The sequence below is a fragment of the Chitinivibrionales bacterium genome, from assembly GCA_014728215.1.
In the GTDB taxonomy this organism is placed as follows: domain Bacteria; phylum Fibrobacterota; class Chitinivibrionia; order Chitinivibrionales; family WJKA01; genus WJKA01.
Genome location: WJLZ01000110.1, coordinates 1 through 21,366, shown reverse-complemented (window position 1 = coordinate 21,366; position 21,366 = coordinate 1). Strand labels below are relative to the sequence as shown.

The window sequence follows — 21,366 nt, the reverse complement described above, 5'->3', positions numbered from 1 at the left end:
GCCCATTCAGACTTTTTATCTCCTGATGAACACGACCTTACTTACGATGCCATAATCTTTTCATCTTTAATCTGTGCCCATTCCATCATGGCATTCATGACATTGATTTGAGTGGTTTGCTTAAGAGGTGTTGAAGATATTTCAAACCGGAATGTCCCGTTTTTCATATCCAGAATTTCGCGGATCGCTGTCTGGTTTTGGGAGGATCGGGTTTCGGAGTGAACAATAGTACCATCGTGAAAATTGATGATACCGGAAAAATCCTTGTTTTCAGCAAAAAGGGTACCGGTTTTTTTGGTGATAAGAATAAATTGAAGCATTTCGCTCAAGGTATCCTCTTCGATTTCTCCTTGAAACGGGTATCGTTCCAGGCTCATTATGGTGCCGGATTTCCTGGGTGTAGCATGACGTTTTGATTTCAGTATTTCCGCCAGGTCATTTATTTTTATGGTATCACCGGTAAAATGAAATGCAGCGGAAAGAGCATATTTTTCCTTTGATGCTTTTGGCGAAACTCCGTAAAAAAGGCAGAGCCTGAGGATACCGTGATCGGCCGCATCCTGTAATTGCTCAATGCATTTTATCGCATCCCGTCTCAATTTCCAGTCGATGAGTACGATATCGGCTTTGCTGTGAATGAGACCGATCCCGCCGGCGTGAAATTTCAAGAGCCGCTTAACCGTGTATCCCCTTAACTCAAAGAATTTATCAACAGGTATATTCCGTTGGAGCAATGACATTTTCACATTGAGCATCTTCTCTCCAACGATGACCACCTGTCGTTTTCGTTTTTTCCCTTTTGAGCGTCCTATAGTAAGAATATAATGAATAAATACAACAATGTTTACTAATACGATGATGGCCACGATCATGAAAATTGCAGTACTTCTCATGATCCCAACTGAAATTTTATCCGGATTTTGGACACTTTGAAGCTGTTGAACCATGTTATCGGAAACAGGAGAATGATCGGTAAGAACAGCAGTATCATTATTCATGGCAATCTGTTGAGGAGGTTCCCGGGGCGGTTGCCCTGTCCGGGCAATATTTTCAGATATCTTTTTAGTCCTTTGAACGAAGGTATCCTGCGAATGGTATCGGTTTCTGTATTGTTGAGTGGAATGTGTCTTGGGTGCTGTAACAGGAGGGCTACTACTGACCACCATGGGATCAACTTCAGAAGGCTCTTCCTCGGATATATCTGCTTGAGCAGTATTGGATATTTGGGCTACAGGGACGCGTGTTTCTTCGGAATCTGCTTCTGCAATTACCGTGCTACATGAGTTTTTCAGAATATATCCAGCCGTATCTTTGTACTGAATCCGATAGTAATTGTCGGTTTCTGCAACTATTTGATAATCGTTTTTTTTGAAAAGAAATGTTATGATTTTACATTGCTCATCCGGGCCGGTTCTAAGCTTGGCCAGATGTTTTGATATATGGGCCTGCTGTCCGGAAACCGGTTTTTCGAGCGCTTTAACCTTTGAGGACGCCGGAGAATCAACATGGGGTGCCGAATTATCGCTGAGGGTAAAATCCTGTGCCTTTCCCCACAATTCTGCGCTATTGAATTGAATTTTTATCCAGTCGCCCTGGATATCGGTAACATCATAAGACTTTTCGTCGATTGCAAAGGCCGCCGGCTTTTTGGCGTCATCAGGAACTTCATAGATTTTTGCAAACCGCAACTTAGCCGTCGCACTCATGCCATTATAATCGGCGGAGAAAATTCGGAGCGTTGAGCATAAAATTATAAGCAATAAAAAAGACGGAATTGGCACGAAATTTCCTTAAACTGTAAAAACGGATTATTCATATAATATAGAATATGGGGTAAAATATAATAAAAAGTATAATCAATCAAACAAGTGAAGTTGTGTTGCTTCATTTGTTTTTCTTTTAAATCGGTGCGGCAACAAAAGTGCTTTATGTTCTCTCAATTTTTCGGGGATATCGCTTAAAAACGGTGAAGGAGAGCGTTTGAGCTTTTTGCCAAAGACACGTCGTGTTTTAGCATAGGAAAGAAAGAGGTTCGTTTTTGCCCGGGTCATGCCCACATATAGTAACCGCCGTTCTTCACTGATATCAGGTTTGCGATCCCCGTCCGTTAACGGCAACAGACCATCCTCGCATCCTGCAATAAAGACCGTATCCCATTCAAGTCCTTTGGCTGCATGGAGGGGCATGAGGGTAATACCCTCTGCCCGTGAATCAAACAGGTCGGCATCTTTTTGAATTCCCAGCAAGGCAAAGAATTCTCCCAGACTTCCAGCAAGCTCGGCTTTTTGAAGAATGATAGGCCAAAAAGGATTGTCAAGCTTCTCTTCGGGGATACCAAGGCCCGATGCGGCACGGGTTATTGCATCGGGGATATTTTTGCTCCGGGCCGCCGCCGCAACAGCATCCCTGCAATCGATGATTCTATCAAATGCGGTACTGTCTTTCGAACGGAATTCAGGTGCGTTTGCCAACCATTCAAAACAATCGCAGCTTCCATCGAAACTCTCGCTCACTATGGTTGTATAGAAAGAGGCTGTCTTGCGGGCTATACCGGGTATTCCCATGGAAAGAGCTTGCATGCAGTAAAATGAATTTTCTGGAGAGTGTACCGACTTGAGAAGATTAAGCGTTTTGCGAATACCTTTATCATCGATTAAACCGGTTTTTGGTTTTTGTTGAACCGGAACACCTGAACGTGCCAGAGCCTTCTCGATTGCATTGCCGACGGAATGCATGCGGTAAAGCACGGCGATATCACGGAATGCTATATCACCTGATTCACAGCCATCACCCGACCGTCCGGAATCAACGGCGAAATGACATGATCCACCGATAAGTTGTTCGATAGTCATGAGGACGTGTTCGGCCTCGGCATTTTCTGTTGAGAATTCATTGATTTTGACCCTTGCCGGTCCGGACAGCGGCGACCAGAGGGAACTTCTATCGGCCAGGGCATATTTTCCGATCATTCCATTTCCCGCATCAAGAATAGTTCTTGTCGACCGGTAGGACCGGGTGAGATTGATTCTCAGCAAATCGGGATAATCTTTCGTAAATGTCGAAAAGAAGCCGACATCCGAACCTCTGAATCCATAAATTGCCTGATCGGGATCGCCGATAACAAAGAGATTTTTCGATGACTGTGCCAGAAGCCGGAGGAGTTGATATTGAAGAATGTTTATATCCTGGAATTCATCAACAAAAATATAATTCCAGAGATTTTGGTAGTGTTCATGTCGTGATGTATTGGTTGAAAAGAGCGACAGGGGAAGAATAAGAAGATCGGTGAAATCCAGAAAACAGTGCGATTTTTTATAGGAAAGATAATCACCAAACACCGGTCCGGCATGAGCATAGAGTGATGGGATATCGGCGATTAATCTTGGATCATTCTTGATAATAGAAATGAGTTTTATCTCCAGAGTTTCCGGTTCACCGTCATTGTTTGATGGGGTTCTTTTTGATAGTGAAGCGTGAATAAAAAAGTCCTGCATTTCCTGCTCGGTGAGAATTACCGGTTCGCGTTCGAATCCGAGGCTTTCAAGGTTTTCGGTTATAATTTCGTATCCAAGTTTATGAAATGTCGTAATGTGGGGGCGGTCGCTGATATTTTTTGCTTCCAGAGCATTTTCTACCCGCCGGGCCATTTCCTGGGAGGCACGATTCGAGAACGTTGTTGCCAGTATGACCCGGGGAGGAACTGAATTTTTGACAACAAGACTGATAATCCGCTCCACCAGTGTTCGTGTCTTTCCCGTGCCGGGGCCTGCGGTTACCATGATATGCCGTTGTGTGCTCCGAATTGCCTTATCCTGTGCAGTATTACTCTCTTTTTTCGTTTCGGTATGGGATATTTTGTAAGATCTTTCGTTGCCGGGTTCGCTCTTTTTTTCTTTTACTTCCATCGGTTGTACACTCGCTTTTTTGCCTTTGTAACCGGTATTCCGGTCGGTTTTTTCTGCAAACAGCGATATCCGTCCTTCAATCCGCTCGAGTTCGTTTTTTTCAAATACCTTAATTGTCCCAAATTCCCCATCAAATCCCGGAGAGGCATGAATTTTGCCGTTACGCAGCCGGGATATGGCTTCTTCAAGAATTTCCGAAGAATGGCTCCGTATCTCCTCCAGAGGGATTGTCAGGAGAATTTCGAGTTCGGGGCCCAGGGTCTGGACAAGTCGCCGGTATTGGGTCATTACTCTTTTTGATGAAGGGCCGGTTCGCATGATTTCGGAGAGAACATTGTCCAGTGAGAGGATGTTTGTATAGGGGGGTGCATTTTCCGGACGGGCTCCAGGCTTCCGGTCCGCCAGTTCGGTCACCCGGTACATCACGCCCAGGGTGAGTTTCTTTCCGCACGATGGGCATTGTCCGTTATGCTCTCTGCTCTGTTCGGGTGCGAAGCAGATTTCGCATTTACGATGGCCGTCATAATGATACTTGCCCTCCTCGGGGAAGAACTCCAGTGTGCCTCTGTAACCGGCCTTCGAGCCGTTACGTAAGGCGTTCATGACTGCATGGTAGCTCAACGCACACTCAAAGCGATTGGCTTCCCGCCCGAGTTTTGATGCCGAATGAGCGTCGGAATTACTCACAAGAGTGTAGCGGTCTAAAGACGAGACTCTCCAGTTCATAGGTGGATCGGATGACAGGCCGGTTTCAACGGCAAATATATGGTCCGACAGATCCCGGTAGCATTCTTCTATCGAGTCAAACCCGGATTTTGAGCCCAGCACCGAAAACCAGGGGGTCCAGACATGGGCCGGGATTAAAACCGCATCTGAGGAGACTTCAAGCATAATCTCGAGCAGGTCTCGGGAATCGAGTCCCAGTATCGGCCGGCCATCGGAACGGATATTGCCGATGCGGTCGAGGGCATTCGAAAATCGGGTGGCCGAATCGAAATCCGGCATACAAATAAGGTTGTGTACTTTTCGAGTTTTTCCATCGAACTTATAAATATTACTTATTTCACAGGTAAGCATAAAACGGACCCCGGTTTCAGGCTCGGCTGTCTTTTCGAAGCCTTCGAGTGGAGGCGCTGTCTTTTTCAGTCTCAGCAGCCCATTCTCATCAGGGGAGAGCTTCTGTTTGATTGTTTCAAGCCACGTTGGATGAGTACAATCACCGGTTCCAACAAGTGAAATGCCTTTGATACACGCCCACTGGTAAAGCGATTCCAGGCTTAATGACTTCGAGGTTGCCCGCGAATAGGGCGAATGAATATGAATATCTGCAATAAATGGCATTGGTGTTCATCTCCGGTTTCCGGCTCAAATGATGATTCCTGTAGTAAGCGTTTCTACAATACGGCAAATCATATTCCAGCCGTCGTTAAATGTATAAAATAACGATTCCTGAAATATTGTGCAATGAATTGAGTAGCGGGATTATTAAAAGCTTGTTAAAAAGAGGCTAAATTCTGAATTACCTGTTTATATTTACGGTTTCGTATTATATTTTTAATTCTGTTGCACCATTCTCTTTACTGCTAGGTTTATACAATGGCCGGGCCCACTATCCAGGATCTCGTTAAGAGATTGAGCGAATATTTTGCTGCAAAAATTAATATTCTTCTTGTGGATGATATGCCGTTAGTGATTGATTTTTATCGATCTGCATTTGATTCACCTCTGATTAATTTATCAACGGCATCTTCACTGGATGAGGCGTATGCATTAATCCGTAGTGCAGAGCAGCCCTGGCATTGCTGGCTTCTGGATATCGATCTTGGTAAAGGTCAGAATAGTATCGAAATCATTAGAAACTACCCGGATTTTCCATTTGTACTCATTCTTTCAGGGCTTCAATCCATGAGTGTCGCAGCCGAAGCGGTTAAATGCGGTGCCATGGATGTGTTCGACAAATCACCTGAGATCGTTCCAAAGCTTGTTAGTGAAGTATGCGGCATTGCAGCACTTGGATATATTTTAGGCGGGAAAAAAACACAGTATCTTGATACGTACATGCTCCTTTACAAAGAGGTTATTCTTGGCCTTGAAATGTGGGCCCAAAAGGCATGTATTACCGATCGTCAACTCAGGCGCATATGTGCGCTTCATCCCTTTGCCAATCCCAGCACTATCCGGCCTCTCTACTATTCGCTCTATTATGTTCTCTGCAAATCACTTGAGCTTGACAGTGATGATGCCCTGTGCAACGATTCTCGCTACTCATCATTTTTTGAGTCTTCCCTGTATTCAATCGCCAGCCATTTTAATCTCCTTTCATAAATGAGCCGCCAGGTAGTTTTCACACTGGTTTCGAAATTCCTTGCATTCATACCATAATGAAGATACTATATAATATTAATTTTCCGGTTTAAGGAGTAGAATCTATGGGAATCAAAGGGAGTGTTCAATTCCTTATCGTTCTGTTTTCTGCTACAAATCTTTTTTCGGATATCCTTCCATACAAAATTATCGATCGCCAGGTACTTGGCAGTTTTGTTTCTTCCAAGATAATTATGAAAATAATGGTTGAGACCGAAAAACTTCCTTTGGAGGAGGATATAAAAGAGACTGCAAAGAAAATATGGCACGAAGGAAACACGCTCTGGAATAATTTCACACTTTTTGTATATCTTCCCGAAATGAACAACGAGGGAGCCGCGTACTGCTTTCTGGAATTTGGTCACTCGGGTCTGCAAAATTTCCAGATTCAGGAGTTCTCTATCAAAGAAACAATCTGGACACAAAAAAAGGAAAAGGATGTTGAGGAAATAAAAGAAAAGGAGCCGAAGAGACAGGTTCTTGAATATACGCTTGCCCTGAAAGTTAAAAAGAAAAAGAAAAGCAGGGGGATAGACATCCTGGTTGTGACCAATTTTCCCGACAGCACCAACCTGGAACTGACCGTTGCCCGTCCCTACTATCAGCGGGGAAAGGATGAAGAATTATTCGGGATACTCAATGAAGAGGTCTGCCGGGTAAAAGGCGGTCGTATTGAGCGAAGCTATACTATTAATGACGGGAAATGGTATTACAAAATAATGAATCAAAATGAGGATTTGGGAAAAAAGGAAGAGGATTTTGCCCGATTTAAAAGCATTTCTCCTCGTGTTAAGGTGTACGCGACCTATTCACCCGAAATCGAACAGCCTCTGTCGGTTGTGAATATTTTAGGTAAGAATGCCGAATATGTTGCAGGTAAAGGTACAGGGAAAATCGGCTACGGCAAACCTTACAGCGTAGAGAAGTTTACCGAAATTCATTTCGAACGATAAAAAAAGAGTCGGGACATTTTCATGCCCCGACTTCGCAACCAGATTTTTATAACACTGCTACCGATCAACGATCGGCGTCAAGCATTTTGTCAACGCTGATGGATGCCAGATCTTTCGCGCTGAGTGTTGCCCGTTTGTCATTTGCAGCCGAACCGACCGCCAGTACTTTCATGTTACCGTTCAAAGCAGCCTCAACGCCGGCAACGGCATCTTCAACAACAAGACAGACCTCAGGTTCCAGTCCCAGACGCTGAGCCGCGACAAGAAAAACCTCGGGGTCGGGTTTGCTATTCGTAACAGCATTACCGTCGGCAACAGCATCGAAATAGTCACCAAGGCCGATCTGCCGGAGAATCATTGGTGTGTTTTTGCTGGCGGAACCGACTGCAAGCTTAATTCCACGGCGGCGCATTTCTTCCATCTGATCCTTAACACCAGGAAAAATTGCATCGGGGGTAAGCTCTTTCAGCGATTCTTTATAGTAATTATTTTTTCGTTCGGCCAGTTCCTTTTTTTCCTCTTCGCTATAGGGGCGTTCGGCGCGTTCGAGAATCACATCAAGACTCGCCATCCGGCTTACACCACGGCAGCGTTCATTGATCTCTTTGTCAAAATAAATGCCTTCTTCATCAGCCATTTTTTTCCATGCATGATAATGATATTCATCAGTTGTACAAATGACACCATCAAGATCGAGTATAACACCCTTAATTCCCATTCCATCCTCACTTTCGGTTTTTCTTTGATTTATTTCTTACAAATTCTTTTGGCAACAGTATAGATGAAAAACGACACAATGCCCAGCGCTCCCGCAAGAAGCAAAAGCATGCCAAGGTTACCATGACGCTCTTTTTTCGCTTTTTCCGCTGCTCCGGCGGCATTTCCTCTTCCATTACCGGCACTTTTTTTTGCATGAGAGACAATTTTATCGGCCAGAACAGAATCGACTTCGCCGGCAAAAACCTGTTCCCCTCTGGATTTTCTCGAATTTTTCATATCTATTGCCTTTCGTCAATATTACGTTGCCGGTAATACCGTTCCCGCGCTTCATCACTTATGCGCTCTTTCCGTTTCTGCATCATCTGGTCCCACGCCTTTTCTTCGCTTAAATCGAAAAGCTCGTGGATAAGTTTTAAATAGTACGCAGCTCCCTTTGAGTAGAGCCGATGCAAAAACAGGATTTTGCCCTCGATAACGATTTCATCGAAAACCCGGTCGATGGGGATCGCTGTTTGGGTAACCCTCCCGGGGAAAAGTGTATTGAGGGCTGCAATAAAACTGTGGTGACGTTTGGTGTCGCGGTAATAATTGGGTATTATTTTTGTGATTTTCGGTCCCTCAGGAAAACGCTCATTTAAGATCTGCTCCATTTCTGCAATACCGTTGACTGCAAACTGTTTCAATTCGGTTGGAACAAATATTTCGTTGGATGCATTGATTGCCGAAGCCTGGAGACGGTCAAGGCCGGGGGCATTGTCGATAAGAACATAATCGTAAAATCGCTCGAGCCCACATAGATCAATCACCCGCTTAAGATGCCTCTCATCGCTTACATCACTGTCACGCAAATGGCGAGATGATGTAATAATATGAAGGTCTTCTATTTCGGTTTTTCTTATTGCACGAAGCAGTTGTTTTGGGGCATCCTGTTCCGAACTGATGTAGACGTCGCGGATACCCGGGGTCTGAACACCCGTACCGAGCATTGTCGAAAGATTATGTTGACTGTCATTATCGATAGCGAGAACTCTGAATCCGGTAAGTGCCAGAGCCTGAGAAGTGCATCCGGTGAGTGTGGTTTTACCTACCCCGCCTTTATGATTGAGTATTGATACTATTTTCATATCTCTAATCTAATTATTTCACGCAGGATTTTCCACTTTTTCGCATATTTTGTGCAACTCAAACTTTTTCCCCAGATCCGAAAGCTTCTGCAAATCGTCGGCTGTTTTTAAAACACCAAATGAATCGGAACTGATTGTCAGAACTGCAGGGTCTGCTGCAAAAGGCAGCAGGTCTGTTGCAGCATATCCGATTTTCGGTGATCGCTCCAGCTCCGGAAGGACCTGTTTGGGCGGTGTAGCATAGTCGGGAAGCGAATGCTGTGCAAGCAGGTCCAGACTGAATACATACAGTCCGGTGTTGAAGGGGAGGAACCATGATCCGGAAGGATCTTTAAGTGAAAATGTCGCGGCATTCCGTATTTCCTGCTCGATAATTATCAATCTTGACCGGTCGTTTTTTTCGACAACAACAAAGGTACCGAAAGGATCCGATTCACAGAATGATTTGCGCAGTATTCCCGCACCAACAGCATTATGGTGTATGCCGGCAGAAGCCATATGCAGGATAAGTTTCGGATCATAGAGCGCCGTGCCCTGAAGAACTATGGTTTTTTTACAGTTTCTTTCGGAAAGCCAGTCGAGTGCACTCTCTTTTTTCCCCGGTAACCGAGCTCGCAGTTTCATGAGCGGACCACCGGTTTCATCAGGATGGGTGATCGGTAGGGGCTTGTCCCCCTGCATTGCCCAGGCGATTTTATTATCTTGTGTCAGATGAAGGCGTTCATCCTGAGATATGATTTGAATATGCTTTAAACCGAAATTATTATTATCGCCGATTATTTTTGGAATAACGCGTGAAGTAACCGATCCGGCAGGACCGGTAGTAATGATTACCGGTATCTGGTGGTTGATCCTCGCACAGAGGTCCGAAATAACCGCCAGAGTAGTCTGGAGTGTACCACAGGTGCGATAGAAATCCGGGAGCGGACACGTTGCCTTGGTGAAATCCCGAAGAGATTCTTCTGCAACGCCCTGCGCAATGAGTGAATTTCGAAGCCGTTCACCATCTCCTCCCGCTGTCAGAACAATACCGCATTCCAAGAGACTGTCGTAATTGATTTCCAATTCGCTGGAATCAATGCAATGGGGGAAATGTTGTTGAGCCCCCTCTAACGTGGTTTGCGCTGTTTTCAGATTTTCAAGCGCCTGTTTTCGACAATTCCTGTGAAGTTCGTAAGTATCGGGAGGAAAGGTTTGGTTAAGATAATCGACCAGGTACTCCTGTTCGTCACTGTTGAGATTATCAAAATTGTGTACTTGTTTTCGGGCAAGATCAATGCTCCACTTGGTCATAGGCAACTTACATCCTGGTAAAAATGAATTTTCGCTGAATAAAAATATACGAAAGTGATTCGCTTAATGATATCCATGAATATATAAAATAAAAAAAGGCGGAACGAATGTCCCGCCTTCATGCGCACCATTATCCCGGATGCTTTCTATCCAGATACAAGTCCCAGTACTGATGATGGGATCATATTCGATTGTGCCAGCATTGCCGTTGCCGACTGTGTCAGAATCTGATTTTTAGTAAACGCAGTCGTTTCGGTCGCAAAGTCGACATCACGAATCATCGATTCTGCAGCCTGCTGGTTTGTTTCTGAAACAATCAGATTATTCACCGCATGTTCGAGTCTGTTGACATAGGCACCAATATCGGCACGGGTGGTATTGACACTGTCGATAGCTCCATCCAGAACCGAAATGGCTTCAACCGCCAATGATTGTTCTGATATCGATGAACTGTCGAGACTTCCGAGAGCATTGGTGGTAAGCGTCCCGATTGCAATGGTAATACTGTCGGTACCCACGGTGTTATTGGCGTCAATCCATAAAACAGCACCCTCACCAGCAGCGGTAGAATAGCCGAATCTGCTTGAGGTTGATGAAATCAATTCCATGCCGTTATAATTGGTAACAGCGGCGATCCGATTGATTTCCTCCTGTAAATTGCCGAATTCCTGCTGCGTGTATCCGCGCTCGACACTGGTCAAAGTATCGTTTGCAGCCTGAATCGAAAGCTCACGCATACGCTGAAGGATTGAAGAGATTTCATTTGCAGCACCTTCAGCTATTTGAAGAGCAGCAACACCGTCCTGGGCATTTCTTTGTGCCTGAGCAGAACCGCGAACCTGTGTCCGAAGGTTTTCGGAAACTCCCAGTCCCGCAGCATCATCACTGGCACGGTTAATTCGAAGGCCTGTTGAGAGTCGCTCAAGGGATTTGCCCATATCCCGCCCTACCTTGAAAAGGGCACCCTGAGTGACCATTGAAGATATGTTATGATTGATTCGCATGAAAAAACCTCCCTGTACATTTTTGTTTTTCCGATTAACAATCCGTTGTTAATCATTCCATTTCGCTAAAAAGGAAAAACCTGTAGGTTAAACCTCCTTTCGGTGATAATGGTTCGAGGATGTTAATGCAGGGAGTATTAATGAGAGAAATGCCGTTTCCCCTCCCTGCGGGTCTAATTTGTCCTATTAAATATATCGGCTGAAAGCAGGATACCTTTAGCTTTTTTTGCGAATTTGTTCAAAAAAAGTTGTAAGCAGGTCCCCACATTGGGCAGCCATAACTCCTGATATGATACGGGGGTAGCGATGATAAGCACGTTCGATTTCCTGTTGATAGTAAAACGAATCACAGGCACCGAGGCGGGGATCCAGGGCGCCGTAGACAACGGCGTTTATTCGAGCCTGGAGTATTGCTCCGAGGCACATAAGGCAGGGTTCGAGCGTTACGTAAAGAGTACATCCTTCAAGGCGCCAGGTACTGAGTGAATTCGATGCCGCACCGATTGCAATGATTTCCGCATGAGCGGTCGCATCACCAAGTTTCTCGGTCCGGTTATAGCCCCGGCCGATAATTTTATTATCCTTTTCAAGAACTGCGCCAACCGGCACTTCACCTTCATCAAAAGCTTTCAAAGCTTCCTGGTATGCCAGATTCATGAAATATTCGGGTTGCATAAGAACTCCTGGTCATCGGGATGGGGTATTGGAATGCTGGAATAGTGGGTAAAGGGGCGAAACTATACATTCCACTTGTCAATATTTGTGTAAAGTTCGATCAACCGTGGGACTTCCCTTTCAAATTCGCTGAGATACAGTGAATTGGCGGCATCGCACCGGGCATCGGGCGGATTGGGATGGATTTCAAAAAAGAGACCATCGACCCCCGCTCCGATTGCAGCCCGTGCCAGGGGAATCGCCAGATCCCGGTTACCGCTTGATACACCGTCACCGGCGCCCGGTCTCTGCACACTGTGCGTTGCATCAAAGATAACAGGACAATTGAACGATTTCATGATCGGTATCCCGGCAAAATCAACCACCAGTCGATTGTAACCGAAAAATGTCCCCCGTTCGGTAATCCATGCTTTTTCACCTGCTTTGCGGAGCGCAAATCCGGCTTCTTCCGGAGAAATGAATTGTCCTTTTTTGACATTGACATATTTGCCGGTAAGCCGGGCGGCCGTTAAAAGATCTGTTTGGCGGCTTAAAAATGCAGGAATTTGAAGGATGTCGACTACTGCAGCAGTTTCAGGTGCCTCTCCGGGAGTATGAATGTCGGTGAGAACCGGTAAGCCACTTGTTTCTTTGACCTTGTGAAGAATCTTGAGTCCTTCTTTGATGCCCGGGCCCCTGAATGAATTTCCCGATGTTCTATTGGCTTTATCGTAGGAAGCCTTGAAAACAATGTCGATTTTGTTTTTTTCCGATAACTCTACAAGTTTCGATGCGATTTCCAGACAAAGCTTTTCTGATTCGATAACACAGGGACCGGCGATAATAAAAAGCTTCTTTCCTGTTTCCTGCTTGTTGTATTTGAATAGGCCATTTTCGGATTGTTTCATATTTTGCTCCATATGTTAAAATATTTTCCGGACGTTATAAGTTTGAAAAAAAGGGGAAGCTTTAACCCTCACATCATACCGGTATCCAGACCATAACCATCTTTTTCACCTTGACCTTTCCTCCGGAGCCATACTATATTTATTGCCCTTTGAAGGAACGGTGTTGGCTTTTAATATAGATATTTTATACAATTATCAGGTACCGGTATCGGTTACCGGTACAGGTGTAAGTTTGGACAGCACCTATTTAACTCATAGAACTGGAGGATTTCATGGCAGTAAAAGTTGGAATTAACGGTTTTGGAAGAATTGGACGGCTTGTATTCAGAGCTGCATTCGAACGGGATGATATCGAGATAGTGGGAATCAACGATCCTTTTCTTGATCCCTCCTATATGGTTTATCTTCTCAAATATGATTCGGTGCACGGTCGATTTAAAGGTGAGGCAACTGTCGGCGACAAAGCTATTACGGTAAATGGTCGCAAGATCGCCGTATTCACCGAGAAAAATCCTGCCGATATCGGTTGGAAATCCTGTGGCGCCGAATATGTTGTTGAATCGACTGGCGTATTTCTGACAAAAGAAAAGGCACAGGGGCATATCGACGGCGGTGCAAAACGAGTTGTCATGTCGGCGCCTTCAAAGGATGACACTCCCATGTTCGTTATGGGTGTCAACCATGAATCCTACAAAGCCGATATGAACTTTGTATCAAATGCTTCATGCACCACTAACTGTCTGGCGCCTGTAGCAAAGGTTCTTCATGATAATTTTGGTATTACCGAAGGTCTTATGACGACCGTTCATGCCATGACTGCGACTCAGAAAGTGGCTGATGCTCCTTCGGGTAAAAAATGGCGTGATGGCCGCGCTGCATCAGCAAACATTATCCCTGCCAGCACCGGTGCTGCAAAAGCAGTGGGCAAGGTTATCCCCGATCTCAACGGAAAGCTTACCGGCATGGCATTCAGGATCCCGACACTTGATGTTTCGGTTGTCGACCTGACCTGCCGTCTGGATAAAGGCGCATCCTACGAAGATATTAAAAAGGCGATGAAAGCCGCTGCCGATGGTCCCATGAAAGGTGTTCTGGGATACACTGAAGATGACGTTGTTTCAGCCGATTTCATCGGTGAAAGCAATACGAGCGTTTTCGACGCCGGCGCAGGAATCTCTCTTAACGATAACTTCGTGAAAGTTGTTTCCTGGTATGATAATGAATGGGGATATTCATGCAAAGTCCTCGATCTCATTGCCCACATGGACACTGTAAAATAAGCTGAAATAGTTTCCCGCACCTCATATCCTCGGGGTGCGGGATTATCTTGTACCACCCTATACTCCAAGCGGGGAATCACTATGAGCGAGAAACTTTTTATCGAAGATCTGCAGGTAAAAGGTAAGCGGGTCCTGGTACGTGTAGATTTTAACGTGCCCCTTGATGAAAACATGAATATCACTAATGATAAACGGATTGTAGCATCGCTTCCGACAATCAACTACCTTGCCGGGCAGGGCGCAAAAGTAATTCTCATGTCGCATCTCGGACGCCCTAAAGGGGAGCGGAAACCGGAATTCAGTCTCAAGCCGGTTGCCGACGATCTTGCGAAGCGGTTGGAAAGCAACGTCTCATTTGTGGATGACTGCATTGGTGAAAAAGTGAAAGAGGCGGTCGAAGCACTCAATGATGGTGATATTCTTCTGCTTCAAAACCTTCGCTACTACAAAGAAGAAGAAAAGAATGATGCAGGATTTGCCGAAAAGCTGGCGTCCTTTGGCGATATGTATGTGAATGATGCTTTTGGAACTGCTCATCGTGCCCACGCCTCCACTGAAGGTGTCACAAAATATATCGACCAGTGTGCGGCAGGATACCTCATGAAAAAAGAGCTTGATTACCTGGGCAAAGCTCTCGAAAAGCCGGAGCATCCTTTCATCGCCATACTTGGAGGCGCAAAAATTTCCGGTAAGATCGATGTGATCAGCAACCTTCTGGACAAGGTGGACAAGCTCCTTGTTGGTGGCGGCATGATGTTTACCTTTTATAAGGCCCAGGGAAAAGAAATTGGAAAATCACTTTTAGAAGAAGATAAAGTTGAAATGGCAAAGGAGACATTGGCTAAGGCGGGCGATAAGATGATTTTGCCGGTCGATACGGTTGTTGCGCCTGAATTCAGCAATGATTCTCCCACCAAGACGGTTTCGGTTGATGCTATACCTTCCGACATGATGGGTCTTGATATTGGTCCAGAAACAATCGAACTTTTCAAAAAAGAGCTTCAGGGCGCAAAAACAATTGTCTGGAACGGCCCGATGGGTGTTTTTGAGTTCGATAACTTTGCCGCCGGTACCAATAAAATCGCCGAAGTACTCGCCGAATGTACCGAACAGGGTGCTGCAACCATTATCGGTGGTGGAGATAGTGCATCGGCTGCAAAAAAAGCGGGTGTGGCCAAGAATATCAGCCATATTTCTACCGGTGGCGGTGCATCGCTGGAATTTCTTGAAGGGAAAACGCTGCCCGGAGTCGCAGCATTGAGCGAGAAATAAATATATTTATAGAAAGAGAGTTATCACGTGGCACGAAAAGTTTTTATCGCAGGAAACTGGAAAATGAATACGACTCCTCAGGAAGCTGCTGAGCTTGCCAGGGGTGTGGTTGAAAAGGTTGGGTCGGTTACTGATGTCGATATCGCCGTATGCCCGCCCTATACCAATTTATGGGTTGTAGCCGAAGCTATTAAAGGGTCGAATGTTAAACTTGGCGCCCAGGATGTTTACTGGGAAGAAAAGGGTGCCTATACCGGTAAGGTAAGTTGTGCAATGCTCAAGGGATGTGGTGTCGAGTATGTCATTATCGGCCATTCGGAGCAGCGACAATATTTCGGCGAATCCGACGAAACAGTAAATAAGAAAATCAAAGCTGCCCTTGGCGCCGGCCTTTTGCCTATTGTATGTATCGGAGAACTGCTGGAAGAACGCAAGGCAGGTAACGTAGAACAGGTTCTCGAGACTCAGACAAAGGGCGCTTTTAACGGCATTTCAAAGGAAGAAGCTCTTAAGTGCACACTTGCATACGAACCGGTATGGGCTATCGGTACCGGCGAAACGGCAACACCGGATCAGGCAAACGAAGCACATGCTTTTATCCGAAAAGTGCTGGCCCAAATTTATGATGACGAAACGGCACAGGTAATTCGTATACAGTACGGTGGAAGCATGAAACCCGGCAATGCAAAGGAACTTCTGGGCGAAAGCGACGTTGATGGCGGTCTGATTGGCGGTGCATCGCTGAAACCCGATGACTTTGCCGGTATCGTGAAACCGGAATAGAAAAGAAATGGGGGAATGGAGTAGGGGAGTAATGGTGTATCGGGTAAGAAGCTGAAGCCTCTTTAAAACTCGGCACCTCACTACTCCACTGCTCCGCCACTCCCATAACAATTTTAAAAAGGAGTAGTTTTTCGTGTTACTTGGTTTTTTCATTATTTTCTATGTATTTGTCTGCATTATACTTTGTCTTCTTGTCCTGATTCAGTCAGACAAGGGTGGTGGAATTTCCGGTGCAATCGGCGGTGGCCTCTCGGGCGCCAGCCAGCTTCTCGGTTCACAGGATACTGCTAATATTCTGACCCGGGGCACAACGATCTTTGCATCGGTATTTATGGTACTCTGTATCATAATTTCGCTTTTCCTGCCGCGAACCGCTTCGAAACAGCAGGGATCGCTTTTGAAAAAGCGGGCCGAAACACAGGAATCGTATTCTCCTTCATCGGCATTACAGGGACAGGGTGAAGCACTCCCCATTGCACCGGAAGGTGAAGGGGGAACAACAGGCGCTGCTGTTCAGGAAGAGCCTTCTGAAATTGCTCCTCCTCAAATGCCGAAGGAAGAAGGAAAGGCTGCTCCCGAAGGCAAATAGTAGTAGTATTGCGCTCAGGCAAAAATTATTTTAGTTACTTCATATCGACTTTGCGGTCGTGGTGGAATTGGTAGACACGCTAGGTTGAGGGCCTAGTGGGGGATAACCCTGTGCTGGTTCAAGTCCAGTCGGCCGCATTTTTCCTTCCTTACTCTCAGTAATTACTCTTTTCGGTTACAAAAGAATATGCCGTAACCCGACCCGGACACCGCTGGCATGTCAAGCTGCGATTTCGTCGTGTCGCCGTGTCTTCTTCATGCGTGCGCTCACACTCTCATGCGCTCGTATGCTCGTCTTTACCTCCCCACACATGCCTGTTTCCATAGTAATAATCGAAAAAGGAATAGGCGGTGAAAATCGCTGCAACCAACATGAAGTAAAATCCGGGCGGGTTTCCTGCGATTTTTTCGGGAACCATACCGGGTTTGTAATAATTGACAAGCTGAATCCCCACGACACCGAATCCGGCAATGGCCTGGATAACAGCTTTAAGTTTTCCTGAAATGCGGGCAGAGACAACCAGGCCTTTCATAAGGCACATCATGCGAAGACCCGAGACAAAAATATCACGATACAGAAAAATCAGAAACATCCACAGGGGGATAATTCCTGATATGAGAAAACCAAGAAAGACCGTAAGTCTGGACAAACTGTCGGCCATGGGATCGAACAGCTTTCCGAAGTCTGAGACCTGCTTGAGTTTCCTGGCAAAGTATCCATCGAGGGCATCCGATACCTCGACAAGCAAAAGCATTACTACCGAGAGCCAAAGCAACAGGGCCGGATCTTCAGCCTTAAAGCTGTAGATAAACAGATACGAAAAGACCGGCGCTACGAGTACCCGGCTCAACGTCAATATCTGGGGTATCATTATAATTATTTCCTTTCGAGATGGAGTAATGGAGTAATGGAATGTTGGAGTGATGGGCCTTTAATTAATCTACCCATTACTCCACTAATCCATCACTCCAAATCATTCTGTAAATACCGATTCAAGTCGGCAATTGATTCAATCACATAATCCGGCTGGAATTCCGATTTTTCAATATCTTCCCTGGTAGATTCTCCTGAGAGAACACAGAACGTTGTCACTCCGGCATTAATACCGACTGCGATATCGGTGTAAAGCCGGTCACCGATCATGGTCACCGTATCCAGACTGAATCCCCGCTGACTGCAGAGAAGCGTTATCATTTTTTTGTCCGGCTTTCCGATATAGACCGGTTTTCGTCCTGTTGCATTTTCGAGCATCTGACAGATAGAACCGCAATCGGGAATGAAACGGTTCTCTTTAATTGGACACACCAGGTCGGGGTGGGTTGCAATATAGGGTATGCCCATTGCGAGAAGAGTGCATGCATCTTCGAGTTTACGGTAGTTTAGCTCTATATCAAACCCCACTACCAGAAAATCAACTTCTTCAAGGGGGGATTCAATAACCTCTATGCCGTAAGACTCGAATTCGATACGTAATGAATGAGTTCCAACCAGATAGATTCTGGGATGGATTTTCCCACTTGTTAAATAGATGGCGGTTGCCTGCCCGGAGGTAAATACATTGTCGGATGTTACCGGGATATTCATCTTGGTCATTTTGTCAACGTAGTCCCGGTTTGATTTCGATGAGTTATTTGTCAGAAATATGTACTGCTTATGCAATTGCTTTAAAGTATCGAAAAATTCAAGGGCTCCGGGTATCAGTTTGTTTTCGATATACGTTGTACCATCGAGGTCCAGAAGAAAAAGCTCTTTGTGAGCAAGCACCTTTTTTAAATTACCATTAATTTTTTTCATGTCTACCTTTTAATGTGAAATACAATGGATTATTTCGACCACAGGAGAATAAAATACAAATATGATGCCAGTAATAAAAGCGTATAAACATAGGTTATTGAAATTAGATTAGTGCTAGGTTTAAAATATTTAAAGAAACCTGAAGAGTGTTCAGGCCCTTTTGCTCACAAATTATCAATCTTTTTTTAATATTTCTTTAAAAAAACAAAAAATAGCTCTTGCAATTACTCCATAATCCGGCTAAAATATTACAAAAGTAAGCTCGTAATACCACACATAGTAAGTCCGTGTAATATCTGAGATTAAAAGCTTCAGGAGGTAAAATGATACGGAACGATGATTATGATGCAGATGAAATCCTCAGGGAAAATGAAGATTTTGTTGATGATGAAGACATACTGGAGGAAGAGGAGCCGATCGAGGAACTCGACTTTGAAAATGGCAGACCAGAGCGTTACAATGATATTATTAGTGATCTGGAAAGTGAAGAAGATTTGCTGGAGTAGATTCAGAGGCAATGCATTTTTTTCACCCACTCAAGTTCGCTATCAAGAGCATCTTTTGAAAAAGAGGCCGGAATCCCTTCCGTGCCGTACATATCCCTAAAATAGGCCCAATAACGGGGATTATCATAAAACTCATTTTGAATTGATTTCATCGTAGTGGTGACCGCATCCTGTCTTCCGGCTTTTCTATATACACAGCATAAACCGAGGTGAGCATCAATATTTCCGGGGAAAGCGCATTTGAGGCTTTGTTCGAATGCGTGAAGAGCCTCTATAAGCTTGCCCATACGCAGAAGAGATCTTCCGTGCATCGTATGGATCTCGGGTCTGGCCGGGAATTGCTCCAGGGCCTGGATTGTATTTTCAAGTGCCTCCTCCCGTCTTCCCATCGTTTCAAGAAGCCGTTCTATTCGGAGGAATGCCTTGATTTTGGCTTCTCTCCAATCAACACTTACCTGCAGGGGTTGTGATGATGAGGTGGTAATTTTCCACAGGCTCTTCAAGGCATCTTCAGAGGCACCACTGAGTTCCTGGGCCACGGCAAGGCTATACAACGAATCCGCCCGTCCGGGGCATAATTTCAACGATCGCTGTAAATATTTAATCGCTTCTGCATACGTTTTTTGTTCGATGCAGGTTTTGGCCAGGCCTAAACAGGCATGGGATACTATTACCGGCATGATCCTTTCGATATCAGGCACTTCAACAGCTTTTTGAAACCATACTCCCGCCTTTTGCCATTCCCCTAAAATCGAATAGGCATCGGCGATTTCCACCGCCATAACAGCATCCGGATCCTGGGGATTATACTCATCCAGAAGCGCATCGATATTCCGTTGTGCTTTGATTTTTACCTGCGAAGGGTCCGCGTAGCCATGATGCTCGATTATGATATTTTTATTGACCAGTTTCATTCCGATACGTAATGCACTCAGCATTATCTGTTCGTGAATTTTTCTCTCAAAACGGATTTTTGGATGATTGGGAAACATCCGGGCCTGGGTAAATTCCGAACCCGTGCCACCAGGTTTCTGATTCCGGATAATAAAACCAAATACTTTATCGGGTTTTTCTTGTTTGAGTTTCTCCAGGGGTTCAATTGATTCTGGGGGGATAAAGTCGTCGGCATCGAGCCACAAAATCCACTCTCCTGAGGCATGGTCAATAGAAATGTTTCGTGCGTAGGAGAAATCATTTCGCCATTCGGATCGTATTACTCTGGCGCCGAATTGCTCTGCCACCTTCGTGGTATCATCCTCGGATCCCGTATCGACTACTATTATTTCATCAGCTACGGGAGCAGCGCTTTTAAGACATCGGGAGAGAATTGATGCCTCATTTTTTACAATCATACAGAGAGAGAGAGGGATGGGCATCGGAGTTCGTCTTTTATGATTAACCGGCACAGATTTTTTTGACAATTTCACCAAAGGTATCGAGGGAAAAAGGCTTCTGAATGCTCTGCACTCCATTAACCCGCTCATCAGAGGCAAGTTCTTCCGGGGTGCCGTTGAGAAGGACCACTTTTTCAAGAATTTCTGGAAATTCCTTGTGTATTGAAGCAATTATGTCATTACCATGGTCTCGATCAAGATGATAATCAAGAATAATCAGATCAAAGGGGGGATCCGACCGTCTGGCCTTGTCCATAAATGAATTATAGGTCAGTGCCTTTTCAATCTTGATGTTTTTATAATGAATCTCGAGCACATCCCTGAGAAACTGATGTGTATCAAGATCGTCGTCGGCAATAAGAGCGTATACGGGCATTTCCAGCTTTTTTGAAAAAAATCCTTACACCAAAATTCTATTATACATTAAAAATAAAGATAGTTCATTATAATTATCGGTGCAATAAAGAAAATCAATTAATGAGAAGGGGGAGCAGTGTGGAGAAAGGGATTCGTGATTTAATAAATGATAATTAATAAATAGAAAACTAAAAAAACAAATAGATAACTTAATGAAAAATAGAGAGTTATGAAAATATTATGCAAAAGTATGTAAAAGCAGCTAAAAAAAACAGCTTGCCATGTCTCTCGCTGTTGACTATATTATTGCTATGCAAAAACGACGGGCGGGCAGGAGATCTGCCAAATCAAATATCAACATTTTCTGTTATACCGATTTCAGGAAGTATCTGGCCGACAGATACCGGGAAATGAAATGGAGCAATCCGAGATTGACTTACAGACATGTTGCCACACACATTGGTTT

20 protein-coding genes and 1 tRNA gene are annotated in these 21,366 nt (G+C 44.9%); 8 read left to right on the top strand and 13 right to left on the bottom strand.

All coding sequences use genetic code 11. The features are described 5' to 3' along the window. Positions 1-41: 41 nt before the first annotated feature. Positions 42-1,706: a DUF4388 domain-containing protein gene (locus GF401_08255; protein ID MBD3345038.1), complete on the bottom strand. Its 1,665-nt coding sequence runs from the start codon at positions 1,704-1,706 to the stop codon at positions 42-44. Between the two features lie 150 nt (positions 1,707-1,856). Then, a complete protein-coding gene (locus tag GF401_08250) occupies positions 1,857-5,246 on the bottom strand; it encodes an AAA family ATPase (GenBank protein MBD3345037.1) in 3,390 nt (1,129 codons plus the stop codon). Positions 5,247-5,501: 255 nt separating this feature from the next. On the opposite strand from GF401_08250, the gene GF401_08245 reads away from it, so the two are divergent. Together GF401_08245 and GF401_08240 are read left to right on the top strand one after the other, a co-directional pair. Then, positions 5,502-6,230, top strand: a complete 729-nt coding sequence (locus GF401_08245; GenBank protein MBD3345036.1) for a response regulator — start codon at positions 5,502-5,504, stop codon at positions 6,228-6,230. Positions 6,231-6,334: 104 nt separating this feature from the next. Continuing rightward, positions 6,335-7,222 (top strand): hypothetical protein, encoded by an 888-nt coding sequence (locus GF401_08240; protein ID MBD3345035.1) that lies wholly within the window; start codon positions 6,335-6,337, stop codon positions 7,220-7,222. 64 nt (positions 7,223-7,286) lie between these two features. On the opposite strand, the gene pgmB is transcribed toward GF401_08240, so the two are convergent. The 7 genes from pgmB to kdsA form a co-directional block, all read right to left on the bottom strand. After that, entirely contained in the window at positions 7,287-7,940 is a 654-nt protein-coding gene (gene pgmB / locus GF401_08235) for a beta-phosphoglucomutase (GenBank protein ID MBD3345034.1), read from the bottom strand. Between the two features lie 29 nt (positions 7,941-7,969). Continuing rightward, complete coding sequence (locus GF401_08230) at positions 7,970-8,218, bottom strand: hypothetical protein (GenBank protein MBD3345033.1); 249 nt, start codon at positions 8,216-8,218, stop codon at positions 7,970-7,972. 2 nt (positions 8,219-8,220) lie between these two features. Further along, complete coding sequence (locus GF401_08225) at positions 8,221-9,066, bottom strand: AAA family ATPase (protein MBD3345032.1); 846 nt, start codon at positions 9,064-9,066, stop codon at positions 8,221-8,223. Between the two features lie 18 nt (positions 9,067-9,084). Beyond that, a complete protein-coding gene (locus GF401_08220) occupies positions 9,085-10,359 on the bottom strand; it encodes a hypothetical protein (GenBank protein MBD3345031.1) in 1,275 nt (424 codons plus the stop codon). A 146-nt stretch (positions 10,360-10,505) separates the two neighbouring features. Beyond that, the gene (locus GF401_08215) at positions 10,506-11,363 is read right to left on the bottom strand and encodes a flagellin (GenBank protein MBD3345030.1); all 858 of its coding nucleotides are present in this window, start codon (positions 11,361-11,363) and stop codon (positions 10,506-10,508) included. 216 nt (positions 11,364-11,579) lie between these two features. Further along, complete coding sequence (locus GF401_08210; GenBank protein MBD3345029.1) at positions 11,580-12,038, bottom strand: tRNA-specific adenosine deaminase; 459 nt, start codon at positions 12,036-12,038, stop codon at positions 11,580-11,582. Positions 12,039-12,100: 62 nt separating this feature from the next. Continuing rightward, positions 12,101-12,925 carry a 3-deoxy-8-phosphooctulonate synthase gene (kdsA, locus tag GF401_08205; protein MBD3345028.1) on the bottom strand — a complete coding sequence of 275 codons (825 nt, stop codon included), beginning with the start codon at positions 12,923-12,925 and terminating at the stop codon, positions 12,101-12,103. 272 nt (positions 12,926-13,197) lie between these two features. On the opposite strand from kdsA, the gene gap reads away from it, so the two are divergent. The 5 genes from gap (at position 13,198) to GF401_08180 (ending at position 16,986) form a co-directional block, all read left to right on the top strand. Further along, positions 13,198-14,205 carry a type I glyceraldehyde-3-phosphate dehydrogenase gene (gene gap, locus GF401_08200; GenBank protein MBD3345027.1) on the top strand — a complete coding sequence of 336 codons (1,008 nt, stop codon included), beginning with the start codon at positions 13,198-13,200 and terminating at the stop codon, positions 14,203-14,205. Positions 14,206-14,286: 81 nt separating this feature from the next. Further along, complete coding sequence (gene pgk, locus GF401_08195) at positions 14,287-15,477, top strand: phosphoglycerate kinase (GenBank protein MBD3345026.1); 1,191 nt, start codon at positions 14,287-14,289, stop codon at positions 15,475-15,477. Positions 15,478-15,504: 27 nt separating this feature from the next. Then, on the top strand, positions 15,505-16,260 hold the full coding sequence (locus tag GF401_08190) for a triose-phosphate isomerase (protein MBD3345025.1): 756 nt from the start codon (positions 15,505-15,507) through the stop codon (positions 16,258-16,260). Positions 16,261-16,393: 133 nt separating this feature from the next. Beyond that, positions 16,394-16,849: a preprotein translocase subunit SecG gene (secG, locus tag GF401_08185; protein MBD3345024.1), complete on the top strand. Its 456-nt coding sequence runs from the start codon at positions 16,394-16,396 to the stop codon at positions 16,847-16,849. A gap of 52 nt (positions 16,850-16,901) precedes the next feature. After that, positions 16,902-16,986, top strand: a tRNA-Leu gene (locus GF401_08180). A gap of 137 nt (positions 16,987-17,123) precedes the next feature. Here the strand turns inward: GF401_08180 and pgsA are convergent. Continuing rightward, positions 17,124-17,720 (bottom strand): CDP-diacylglycerol--glycerol-3-phosphate 3-phosphatidyltransferase, encoded by a 597-nt coding sequence (pgsA, locus tag GF401_08175; GenBank protein ID MBD3345023.1) that lies wholly within the window; start codon positions 17,718-17,720, stop codon positions 17,124-17,126. A gap of 92 nt (positions 17,721-17,812) precedes the next feature. Further along, positions 17,813-18,643, bottom strand: coding sequence for an HAD-IIA family hydrolase (locus GF401_08170; GenBank protein MBD3345022.1), 831 nt, complete (start codon positions 18,641-18,643; stop codon positions 17,813-17,815). A 323-nt stretch (positions 18,644-18,966) separates the two neighbouring features. Here GF401_08170 and GF401_08165 point away from each other — a divergent pair, with 323 nt between their 5' ends. Further along, on the top strand, positions 18,967-19,149 hold the full coding sequence (locus GF401_08165) for a hypothetical protein (GenBank protein MBD3345021.1): 183 nt from the start codon (positions 18,967-18,969) through the stop codon (positions 19,147-19,149). A 2-nt stretch (positions 19,150-19,151) separates the two neighbouring features. Here the strand turns inward: GF401_08165 and GF401_08160 are convergent, their stop codons facing one another. Both GF401_08160 and GF401_08155 read right to left on the bottom strand, forming a co-directional pair. Continuing rightward, a complete protein-coding gene (locus GF401_08160; GenBank protein ID MBD3345020.1) occupies positions 19,152-20,633 on the bottom strand; it encodes a glycosyltransferase in 1,482 nt (493 codons plus the stop codon). Next, on the bottom strand, positions 20,545-20,919 hold the full coding sequence (locus GF401_08155; GenBank protein MBD3345019.1) for a response regulator: 375 nt from the start codon (positions 20,917-20,919) through the stop codon (positions 20,545-20,547). The genes GF401_08160 and GF401_08155 overlap by 89 nt, the downstream gene beginning before the upstream one ends. Positions 20,920-21,366 lie beyond the last annotated feature (447 nt).